The sequence below is a fragment of the Pedobacter sp. R20-19 genome (assembly GCF_000708265.2).
Lineage (GTDB): Bacteria > Bacteroidota > Bacteroidia > Sphingobacteriales > Sphingobacteriaceae > Pedobacter.
In genome coordinates this window covers 728,179-739,601 of record NZ_JCKI01000001.1, presented here as the reverse complement: position 1 = coordinate 739,601, position 11,423 = coordinate 728,179, and the positions used below count along the sequence as shown (strand labels likewise).

The following is an 11,423-nucleotide window of genomic DNA, read 5'->3' as shown; positions in this document are numbered from 1 at the left end:
ACGACTTTTCTTATAAAACATAATCTCCACTGCGCATTTAGGCAAATAGAAACCCTGAATAGTAGCAGACCTGGATATATAAGCGAGACTATAACTACACACATTGCTGTCCATAACAAAATCACGTTCCTATTTCAATAAAAAGCCCCAAAGAAACTAATCCTTGAGGCTTTCGGTAAAAGATTTATTATGATTTCCTATCTCGGCGACACATAAGTTAGTGTATCTGTAGCAGCCCGACTTGAAGGGCTTGCTCCCCATTTGAAAGAGATGTAAAAAGTTTTGGTTGCCGGATCATAACGGCTATCATAAGCCGGATCGTTCACCAAAGTTGCATTTGCAGTACTTTTCATCGTTACTTTATTGGTAGTAGGATTAACATTAATGGTTAAACCATCAATACCACCAACGCCTGTACCGTTAGACCAAACCTGACCAAAATCTAAAGCAGTAGCACCGTTGCTAGGTAAATCTTTAGTTAAACCTTTGAAATTACCACTTAAAACAGGATCACCTTCTCTGAATACATAGCCTTTAAAACTATATTTACCATCATACCTGTTTCTAACAGCAACCTTGATCACTACCGAACCGAAATTTTTACTGATTACTTCTCCTGATGCATCTTTTATGGTAACGGGAAGGCCATAGCCTATTGCCGGATTTAGCACATTACTGATGAATTTTACAGGAACCTGTACACGGCGTTGATTGGCCGGGATGGTAATGGTTACCGGCATCGTAAAAGCACTGGCTGGAACGATTGTTAAGGCAGGATCTGAAGCGTGTGCTGCGTTATAAGCGGCAAGTACAGCCGGATCAACAGATAAAGTCACCGTAATATCCGTAGATTTTGTATTCGCGGCAGCGTAATTAATATAGAACATATATTCGCTTGGCGTATCTTGCTGAATCAATGAAGTGGTTAATGAATTTACACTTCCATCACCAACTGGCGAGCCCACAGGAATTTCTACAACAGGCGTTGTGGCAGAAAAATCTGGCTGTTCGTTTTTGTTTTTTAAACAAGAGGATAGACTTAACATGCATAGCATTGCAATAAGCCCATTAAAAATATTTTTATTTTTCATCATTTTGCTTGATTTATTTAACATCCCAAAAAATTCTGGAAGTAAACTGATTAATTGTACCTTCTGCTATAACATTTGCAGCATTGGTGTTATATTCCCTTTGTGGATATAGCATCCTCACCGGAATCTTTTTAGTGGTTACCGTAGAGGCGATAGAAATCGGCATATCTGCAGGCAACTCTAAACGCCTGTAATCTGTCCAGGGTTCTATGGCATTGGTACCATTCATTGCAGCCCATTTTTGCTTAATAATTAAAGCAATTTTATCACTGTTGCTGGTCCAGTTTGCTACATCCTGGTCTGTTAGATAAGTGGTTGCTTCAGCTTCAGTTAAACCCAGGTATACAAAGTTCGCTTTTACTGCTGCTTCGTAGTTACTTTGAGCGCTGCTGGTAAGGTACCCTCTTTGTGAAGCTTCAGCCTGTAAAAACAAACTTTCAAAATCTGTAATGATCGGTTGAGACTGATCGTATGATTTTAATACGCCTTTCCCGATACTGGAAACCGTTACAATGGTTTGATCGAAGTTAACATCCTGCCCCCATACCAAACTCACATAGGTACTTCCGGCACCATCATTAACGGTATTGTACAATCTACCTAATCTCGGGTCATCATTATCCTGTAGGAAATTCATTCCATAAGAACTGGCTAACATATAACCATGTGATGCTGTTCTTGTTCCATCAACACCATAACCGTAAACCGCCCAGAAAGGATTTTGTTTCCCTGCCGTATTCAGATAACCTGGGTTGTTAAAGATACCTTCACCAGTTGCGATGTAACCAAATCCATTTGCAGTGATTTTAGCAATTTCATCTTTGATATATTGTGCTCTGCCTGGCATTTCGGACTGACGCAAAAGAATGCGCAGCTTTAAAGTATTGGCAAATTTACCCCACTTTTTAACATCTCCTTTCGCATATATATCGGCCCCGGCATCGGCAGGACTAACTGTTGCTGTTTTAAATAAATTAGCTGCAGTATCAAGCTGTTTCGCTAAATCTTCATAAATATCCTGTGCTTTATCATATTTTGGATTCAGGAAAACCACCGATTTTGATGCCTGGGTATAAGGTACATTACCATAAAAATCCACCAGATATTGATAATCCCAGGCTTTCATGGTTTTGGCAACTGCTATAAAAAAGTTTTGACCAGAAGCTTTACTTTGCGTTTCCAAATAGGCATAATCATTTAAATTATCATAAAGATTAGCCCAAAGTGTAGTAGAGCCGCTCCAGTTGGTGGTAAAGTTATAAGAGCGTTCTTCATACCAACCCGAAACACCACCTGGTGTCATCCAGTAGTTCATCCACAGGGCTGCGAAACTGTAGAAAATAGACCCGCCTGTAGTGTACGCCGCCGTATTATTTAAGGCTCCGGTTAAAACCAATGCAGGTTTTACCACTGTAGCATTATTGGGGTTATCGTTAATATCTAAAAAACCTTTTTTACAGGCACCAAACAATAATATTGCTGATACCGTAAACACATATATTAATTTCTTTTTCATGTTTTATTCATTAATTGTTAAAAGCCAATAGTTGCAGTGAAACCATAAATGCGGGTAGGTGGTGTTTGATTTAAGTTATTCACACCCTGTGCATTTCCAGTTCCTACGTTAATTTCCGGGTCGGTATATATATTATCGCTTGGTCTGAACATGAAGAGATTTCTTCCAATCAGGGCAATGCTTGCATTTTTAATGAATTTAGCTCTGCTTTGTAACCATTGTGTTGGCACCTGATAAGCCAGGGAAAGCTCTCTGATTTTCCAGAATGCAGCACTCATTACGTAGTTAGAAGCCGTATTGGTACGAATACCGTCAGCCCAAAATGAACCATTCCCGTTTATAGTAGTGGTGTTGGTGTTTGGCACAAATACGCCTGGTGAGGTTTGAATAACTGAATTAGGATAAATGAAACGTTCACGTCCGGCCTGAGCAGAAGTATAACTAATCCCTGCAAAATCAAGTGTACTGGCGAAACTGTTGTAAAAAACATTTCCACTCCGGTATTCTGCTACACCAGATAAAGTGAAGTTTTTAAAGGTGAAACTGGTGTTAATCCCTAAAACACTACTTGGGTTGGTTTGTCCGAAATCTTTATTAATCGGGTTAGAAAGTGGTAATCCAGTATTTGCATCTACAATTACACGTCCTTCAGGATCTGTTTGATAAGTGCTCACTTGCAATGAAGGAAAACTCTGGCCCACAACAATATAGTTATTATCGCCTATACCCAATTGATTTTGTCCTTGATATAATGATAATACTTTATTGGTGTTGTAGGAATAATTTACCCCTACATTCCATCTAAATCCATTTGATAAGCCAATCACTGGTGCGGCATTCAGGCTAAACTCAATTCCTTTGTTTTCGCCTTCACCTGTATTGATAATGGCACTGGTATAACCTGTTGTGCCAGATAAATCTATCCCGTTGATAATTTCCTGATCTTTTGTATTTTGCAAATAGGCAGAAGTTTCAAGCGTAATGCGATTATTCAGGAAACCAATGTCAAAGCCAATTTCTTTTGAAATGGTTTGCTCAGGTTTTAGGTTTGGATCGTATACAACGTTATCAATTGAGTAACCTGCGGTACTGCCGTAAGGAAAGTTTCCTGCCGGATTTATTGTAGAAACCAATTTATAAGGATCGATCTGTACAGCATAAACTTTCGATATCCCTCCACGGATTTTAGATTACTGATGACCTTACTTTCTTTTAATGCCGGAATGGCGTCGGTAAGTGTTAATGCGGCATCAATTGCCGGATAAAAGAAAGAGCGGTTACTTTTGGCCAATCTCGAATCCCAGTCATTTCTTCCGGAGATGTGGATGGTTAAGTAATCATTGTATGTGGCTGTGATATCTCCAAACACACCCAGTTGACGAGAGTTACGCTCAGTTTCTGAACCAACGATTTCACCAGTACGGTTATTAATGTTAAACAGGTTATCAACCACTAAATTTGATCCCGACTGAGTCATGTATTTATAGTTTTTCTGTATCACCTGTGCACCACCAATAAGTGTAAACTTAAATTGATTAAACGTTTTAGTAGCAGTAGCAAGAAAATCTCCGGTATACCTGCTTTCAAATTCATTATAATCGCCTACTGATGATCTGGTGTATTGCGTTGCCGCAGCTGCTTTACCAGAATCATGTGCAAAATCAGAATAGGTGTAAGCATAGTTTTTGTTTTTTCCCTGGGTATTCTTACTGCTAAAACCGCCTCTTGCCATTAAACTTACCCAATCAACTGGTTTATAAGTAAAAGATAGATTTCCCAATAAGTCATCTCTACGCTCATTATTACGGTTTTGTTGCAAGCCAAAATAAGGGCTACTGTAATAATCATTATAGTAATCGTTAGGGTTACCATATTTAGATGTTACATCGCTATATTCAGTTAAAGGAACATTACCCGGCGTATTGATCACATTGTTATACACCTGATTAGTGCTTTTATCATAGTTTCTTTGTGTGTAGTTAAAAGAATAATCAGCTAAGAATTTATCAAGTTTACGTGTGCCGTTAACGCGGATAGCTGTTCTGTTTGATTTATCACCTGGTACATACCCTTTGCTATTCACACGTTGCAGGTTAATATAGGTGGTACCATTCTCACTCCCTCCCGAATAAGTAAGATCGTTTTGTTCATCAATACCGGTTTCAAAAAAACTTTCTTTCTCTCCTTCTTTATAAGTATAGGGAACCATTTGATAGGTACCATCTTCCAATATACGACCCAATGGTCTGATACTTCCATCAAAACGTTCGCCGAAGGTTTGATTTTCAAAAGGCGTATATAGTCCAAATCCAAAATCATCCTGGGTTGTACCACCACCAAATTCGGTTTGCTCTTTAGGGAAGTAACTTAAACGATTTAGTAAAGTGGTATTAGTATAACTGATGCTGCCGCCTTCAGAAGATCCCCGTTTCGTACTTACAATAATTACACCGTTGGAAGCGTCTGATCCGTAAAGTGCTGCAGCATTTGCACCCTTTAGGATATTCACATTATCAATATCATTCGGGTTAATTGAGTTCAACTGACTTAACGGCACAATGATCCCATCCAATACCAAAAGGGCCTGGTTGTTTCCGGTAAAAGATCTGTTTCCACGCAACACTACTCTTACCTGATCACCAGCATCGATTTGATTGTTTGCCTGATTGATCTGTAACCCCGCAACCTTACCTGATAAACCAGTTGCCAGGTTTGTAGGCTTACTCGAGGTTAAGGATTTACCTGTTACCTGTTGGGTAGCATAACCAATTTCTTTTGGCTTACGTTTAATACCCAAAGCGGTAGAAATCGTAACCTCACTTAAACTCTTGGAATCCGGTTCAAGGCTTATGTTCACATTTGATTCTGAACCAACCGAAATTTCTTTGGCTACAAAACCGATATAAGTAAATTGTAGCACTTCGTTTGGGTTAGCATTAATGGTAAACTTTCCATCCGATCCGGTTGAAGCAGCTTTTTTAGAATCCTTTACGCGGACGCTAACTCCTGGGAGAGGCAGTCCATCATTGGATGCAACTACTTTCCCGGTAATATTTCTACTTTGCGCATCTGCTTGTATAATGCCACAAAATAAAAACATGACTAAACACAGTACGAGTTTTTTCATTTTTTCTTAGTTTGTTTTAGTTAATAATTCCCGAATTACAGTTTTTTCTTCCATTAAATCAAAATAATTAACACTTATATTTAAAATAATATAAATTGCACTTAGAATATCACTAAAATGTTTTAGCAATTAATTAATCTACTACAAAACATACACTAAAAACTACTTATTTTAGCTTTAATTTCTGTTTGTTTTAATTTTGATTTCAGAATCAGATTTATACAGAAGAAACTAAACGAAAGGCGCATTTAAAATCCAAAAACTATATATGAAAAAATTTATGCTTTATCTTTTGTTCGCGATAATCGCAAACTATTCTTTTGCACAAAATGTAACCGTAGGATCGAGTGCAAAACCACTTTTAAAATCAGTTGTTAAAGTTTCGGTTCAGGGAAGCCCCTATTTCAATGAAAGCTATACCAGCGGCAAAATAAAAACAGTTAGCCAGAAAGAATTCACCATAAATAACCTGAAATATAACTTAGCAACACAGCAACTGGAATACGCTGAAAATGATCAGATTTATGCGATTCAAGATTCGGTACAATCATTCACCTTGAAGGATTCGCTAGGGAAGGAAAATGTGTTCTTCAAATTAAATTCTGAAAATGTAGCCGGCTTTTACAAGATTATTGCTGAGGGCAAAATATCGTTATTGAAAAAATACACCGTTAAAAAAGAAGAAACTCAAGATTGGTTTACCAAAAAGACAGTAACTAAAAACGTTCAGCACCACATATACTTTACAAATCAGGATGGAATAATTAAAAACTTTATCCCTTCCATGAAAAGTATAAACGCAGTTTTGGCAGACAAAAAAAAACAGGTAATAAAATTTATTGAAAATGAGCAGCTCAATCCAAAACAAGAAAATGATCTGATCAAGGTATTTAACTTCTACAATACCCTAAAATAATGATCATAAAAACCAGTTTACAGGCTATTATTCTGTACATGGTTTCATTTTAAAAAACAAATTACAGAGCTTGATTGAAGAAAAAACAGCCTTGTCTTTTCATGACCCCTTCATTACCTTAGCCAATTAAATTAATCCTATTTTTGCATAAGAAGAGAAAAGGAACCGCGATGTTGAAAAAATATTTTGATTATCCACAGTTCATAATCAGATCAATAAGCTTTATTTTCAGTTGTTTACCTGGTTTTTAACAACTGATGTTAATAATTATTTCTTAATTGAATAATTTTAATTGGTAAACTTATATTGTATCTTTCTGCCAATTGGCACGGTTCTTTAATTTAATTGTATATGGAAGAAGAATTCTTTTTTGAATCCAATGAAGACGCACAGCGTTCGGTAGAGCGCTACGAGGAGATGATCCGCAATCAGGATCAGTATTTTTTTGATGCTGGCGCCTTTGAGTATATTGTAGATTTTTACATTGAAAAAAATGATCCGGTTAAGGCGCTACAGGTAGTAGATTATGCTGTTAACCAACATCCTTACGCAACCGTTTTTTTAATTAAACAGGCACATCTTTACATTTTAACCAATAACCACGATCAGGCATTTCTGGCTTTACAAAAAGCCGAATTGCTGGAACCATCAGAACCGGATATTTATTTATTACGGGGAAATATTTTTCAAAACACTGAACGTTTTAGTGAGGCCTTGGAAAATTATGAGAAGGCATTAGGTTTGGCAGAGAGTACAGACGAAATTTTATTGCAGATGGCTTACGTGTACCAAAGCATGGGTGATTATGAAAGCGCCATTACCTACATTAAGCTAAGTTTAGAACAAAATATGGAAAACCAGGATGGTTTGTATGAACTGGCTTTCTGTTATGATGTTTTAGATAAACAAGAAGAAAGCATCAAATTTTATCAGCAATACATTGATACCGACCCTTATTCTTATGCCGCATGGTATAATCTTGGCAACAGTTTCCATAAATTAAATCTTTTCGAAAAGGCGATAGATGCTTACGATTACGCGATTTTAATTAAGGAGGATTTTAGCTCTGCCTATTTTAACAAAGGCAATGCTTTAGTACAGCTAGATAAATATGATGAGGCCATTGAGGTGTACAAGCAAACTTTCGAGTATGAGCAACCCAATGCCGATACTTATTGTGCCATTGGGGAATGTTACGAGAAGCTTGAAAAAATGGATGAGGCCCGGTCTTATTACAAAAAATCGGTTAAAATGGATCCAAAAATGGCTGATGCCTGGTTTGGAATTGGTGTAACACTTAACCATGAGGAACGCTACTTCGAGTCGTTACATTTCTATAAAAAAGCAATTGATTTAGAGGCCGAAAATCCTGATTTCTGGTTTGCCATGGCCGATGCTTATTACAAACTGGGCCAGATTGAAGAATCTATTACGGCCTATGAAAAGGTGTTAGAATATAATCCATTAGATATTGAAGCCTGGCTAGATTTTAGTACCGTTCTTTACGAACAGGGTAAATTACTGGAAGCATCAGAAACAATGGCTGAAGCCATTAAGAATAATCCCGAAGCAGCAGAACTTTATTACCGCATGGTAGCCTATCTGTTTGCGCTTGGGAATTATGCCGATGCATTGGGCTTCCTGGAAACGGCTTTAACAACTGATCCAGACAAGCATTATATTTTGTTTGAATATTTACCACAGTTGCAAGATAACAGTGCCATTATCAATGTTATAAACCGATATATCCGGTAAAAACCTTTTGAGAAAAATTTAACAAATAAATCTCAAATTTTTTTTCACTTTTGTACGCATATGAATTACCCATTATTAAACGTTCCTGAACGTCCTGCTAAACCACGCCAGAAAGGCCTTACTATGGTTATGGATAAAGGATTAAGCCTTCGCCAGGTGGAAGATTTTATCGAAGTTGCCGGCGTACATACAGATATCGTAAAATTAGGTTGGGCAACATCTCATGTTACACCAAACCTTAAAGAAAAATTAGCTTTATATAAAAGTGCCGGCATTCCTACTTATTTTGGAGGAACACTATTCGAGGCCTTTATCATCCGTAACCAGTTTTCTGATTATCAACGCATTCTGGATCAATACGGAATGGAATATGCCGAAGTATCAGATGGTTCTATTGAAATTGAACACGATTTGAAATGTGGCTTCATCGCTGAGCTTTCAAAACAGGTAACCGTAATTTCTGAAGTTGGAAGTAAAGACGCCGCTAAAATATTTGCGCCATATAAATGGATCAAATTAATGAAGGCAGAAATTGAAGCAGGTTCATGGAAAGTTATTGCTGAAGCGCGTGAAGGTGGAAATGTAGGGATTTACCGTGGCAGTGGTGAAGTACGTGAAGGTTTGGTAGATGAAATTCTAACACAAATTCCTGAAGAAACCATTATTTGGGAAGCCCCACAAAAAGAACAGCAGGTTTGGTTTATTAAACTTATTGGTACAAACGTTAACCTCGGTAACATTGCACCTGCAGAAGTGATTCCTTTAGAAACTATACGTTTAGGACTTAGAGGCGATACTTTTGACTATTTCCTGAACCAGACTAAATAACGCATATTGTTATTGCGAGGCAAGAAGCAATCTATTACGGAAGTTAATTGCTAACGTTTTAAGATTGCTTCCTGATTTGCAACGGAGTTAATTTGAATATGAAAACTTACGGCTTAATCGGATTTCCATTATCTCATTCCTTTTCTAAAAAGTATTTTACTGAGAAATTTTTAGATGAAGGCATCGTTGATCACCAATATGAGCTTTATCCTATTGAACATATTCAATCACTCCCTGAATTATTAAGCAACAATCCCACACTATCCGGCTTAAATGTAACCATTCCACATAAGGTAAGTGTGTTGCCTTTTTTAAATGAAATAGATGAAGCTGCCGAAAAAATAGGTGCCGTAAACTGCATTTGTGTTAACCGACTTGAAGGCGAAATTCATTTAAAAGGCTATAATACAGATGCCTTCGGTTTCGAAAAATCTTTATCACCATTATTACAACAGCAGCATACAAAAGCATTGGTTTTTGGAGATGGAGGAGCCGCCAAGGCAGTTAAATATGTATTGGAAAAACTCAATATCGAATACCAGATAGTCGTGCGTACGCCTGTTAATAATGCAATTTTATATACGGAAATTACACCAGAGATACTGGAAAGTCATAAATTGTTAATTAACACCACACCTTTGGGCATGTCTCCAAATCAGGAGACTTTTCCAGAAATTGATTATACTCAAATCGGAGATCAGCATTTAGCATACGACTTGGTTTATAACCCGTTAGAAACAGCGTTTCTATCTAAGGCCGCAGCTCAGGGAGCAACAATTAAAAACGGCCTGAAAATGTTGCACCAGCAAGCTGAAAAAGCCTGGGCGATATGGAATCAGTAATTTAAGCATCCATTAATGGTTAATCGTAGAACAATGAAATTAATATACTTTATCCTTTTTCAATTTGTTCTGCTTTTAAGTTTTTCGGCTTGCCAAAACAATGATTATAGCCCAAAACCGAAAGCTTATTATCGGATTCAATATCCTGAGAAATCTTATCGACCGCTTTTAGCACCTGTTCCTTTCAGTTTTACTTATCCAAAATATGCTACCCTTGAAAAAGATATAAGTCGTGATGCTCAAAAATACTGGTACAATCTACACTTTAAACAGTTTAATGGATTTCTACACCTCACCTACTACGATTTTTCAGGTAAGAAAGAATATGATGAAATGGTTGAAGATGCCCGTAAACTGGCTTTCAAGCACACGATAAAAGCAAGTGCCATAGATCAGAAACTAATCAACTATCCGGATAGAAAAGTTTATGGTATTTATTACGCAATTGAAGGAAACACTGCTTCATCCGTTCAGTTTTTTTTAACGGATAGCACTAAAAATTATTTCAGGGGTGCCTTATATTTTAATGAACGCCCTCATTATGATTCAATTGCTCCAGTAATTAATTTCATTAAGAAAGACATTGACACGTTAATATCCACCTTCAGGTGGAAAAACTAAAAGCCTTATGATTACCGTAAAAACCCTGACTTTTAACGCTTATAGCGAGAATACCTATATTTTATTTGATGAAACAAAAGAATGTGTCATTATTGATCCGGGAATGTATGATGGATATGAGCAAAATGAACTGGTTTCTTTTATAAAGGATAATGGGCTTAAACCGGTATTTTTGCTAAATACACATTGCCACCTGGACCATGTTTTTGGCAATAAGTTTATCGATGATACTTATGGCTTAAAGCCTCAATTTCATGAAGGCGAGCTTCCTGTTTTAAATGCTGTACCCAGTTATGCACCGTCTATGGGTTTTACCCGGTATCAGGTTTCTCCTTTGCCAGAGCGGTATTTAACAGATGAGGATACGATCACATTTGGAAACAGTTCACTTGCTATCATTTTTGCTCCGGGCCACTCACCTGCACATTTATGCTTTTACAGCGCGGCAGATCATACGCTAATGGGTGGTGATGTATTATTCCAGGGGAGTATTGGCCGCACTGATCTTCCCGGAGGAAATCATCAGCAATTAATTCAAAACATTTTACAGAAGCTTTTCGTTTTACCTAATGAAACAACAGTCTATCCTGGCCATGGTCCGGCAACAACTATTGGTTATGAAAAACAACATAATCCCTTCTTTAAATAAAATGCTTTATAACCATTTATTGTATTGGGATTTACGAGCTTTAGCCTTTTAACTTTAAACCTCTACCTTTTAATTATC

10 protein-coding genes are annotated in these 11,423 nt (G+C 37.2%); 6 read left to right on the top strand and 4 right to left on the bottom strand.

Annotation, left to right across the window (positions count from 1 at the left end; all coding sequences use genetic code 11):
• Window positions 1-197: 197 nt before the first annotated feature.
• Genes AN34_RS03310 through AN34_RS03295 form a run of 4 tightly spaced genes read right to left on the bottom strand, consistent with a single transcriptional unit; the run spans window position 198 to window position 5,734 of the window.
• Complete coding sequence (locus AN34_RS03310) at window positions 198-1,094, bottom strand: DUF1735 domain-containing protein (RefSeq protein ID WP_197285470.1); 897 nt, start codon at window positions 1,092-1,094, stop codon at window positions 198-200.
• Window positions 1,095-1,104: 10 nt separating this feature from the next.
• Window positions 1,105-2,607, bottom strand: a complete 1,503-nt coding sequence (locus AN34_RS03305; protein ID WP_029282276.1) for a SusD/RagB family nutrient-binding outer membrane lipoprotein — start codon at window positions 2,605-2,607, stop codon at window positions 1,105-1,107.
• Between the two features lie 17 nt (window positions 2,608-2,624).
• Window positions 2,625-3,740: a TonB-dependent receptor domain-containing protein gene (locus tag AN34_RS03300; protein WP_029282275.1), complete on the bottom strand. Its 1,116-nt coding sequence runs from the start codon at window positions 3,738-3,740 to the stop codon at window positions 2,625-2,627.
• Window positions 3,725-5,734 (bottom strand): carboxypeptidase-like regulatory domain-containing protein, encoded by a 2,010-nt coding sequence (locus AN34_RS03295; RefSeq protein WP_082468301.1) that lies wholly within the window; start codon window positions 5,732-5,734, stop codon window positions 3,725-3,727. The genes AN34_RS03300 and AN34_RS03295 overlap by 16 nt, the downstream gene beginning before the upstream one ends.
• Window positions 5,735-6,002: 268 nt before the next feature.
• Between AN34_RS03295 and AN34_RS03290 the strand changes: the two genes are divergently transcribed.
• From AN34_RS03290 to AN34_RS03265, 6 genes are all read left to right on the top strand, one after another.
• Window positions 6,003-6,650, top strand: coding sequence for a hypothetical protein (locus tag AN34_RS03290; RefSeq protein WP_029282270.1), 648 nt, complete (start codon window positions 6,003-6,005; stop codon window positions 6,648-6,650).
• A gap of 351 nt (window positions 6,651-7,001) precedes the next feature.
• Window positions 7,002-8,405, top strand: coding sequence for a tetratricopeptide repeat protein (locus AN34_RS03285; protein WP_029282267.1), 1,404 nt, complete (start codon window positions 7,002-7,004; stop codon window positions 8,403-8,405).
• Between the two features lie 60 nt (window positions 8,406-8,465).
• Complete coding sequence (locus tag AN34_RS03280) at window positions 8,466-9,233, top strand: phosphosulfolactate synthase (RefSeq protein WP_029282265.1); 768 nt, start codon at window positions 8,466-8,468, stop codon at window positions 9,231-9,233.
• 98 nt (window positions 9,234-9,331) lie between these two features.
• Window positions 9,332-10,075 (top strand): shikimate dehydrogenase, encoded by a 744-nt coding sequence (locus tag AN34_RS03275; protein WP_029282264.1) that lies wholly within the window; start codon window positions 9,332-9,334, stop codon window positions 10,073-10,075.
• A 33-nt stretch (window positions 10,076-10,108) separates the two neighbouring features.
• Window positions 10,109-10,696 carry a gliding motility protein GldD gene (locus AN34_RS03270; RefSeq protein WP_029282263.1) on the top strand — a complete coding sequence of 196 codons (588 nt, stop codon included), beginning with the start codon at window positions 10,109-10,111 and terminating at the stop codon, window positions 10,694-10,696.
• 7 nt (window positions 10,697-10,703) lie between these two features.
• A complete protein-coding gene (locus AN34_RS03265; RefSeq protein ID WP_029282262.1) occupies window positions 10,704-11,345 on the top strand; it encodes an MBL fold metallo-hydrolase in 642 nt (213 codons plus the stop codon).
• The last annotated feature ends 78 nt before the right edge of the window (window positions 11,346-11,423 follow it).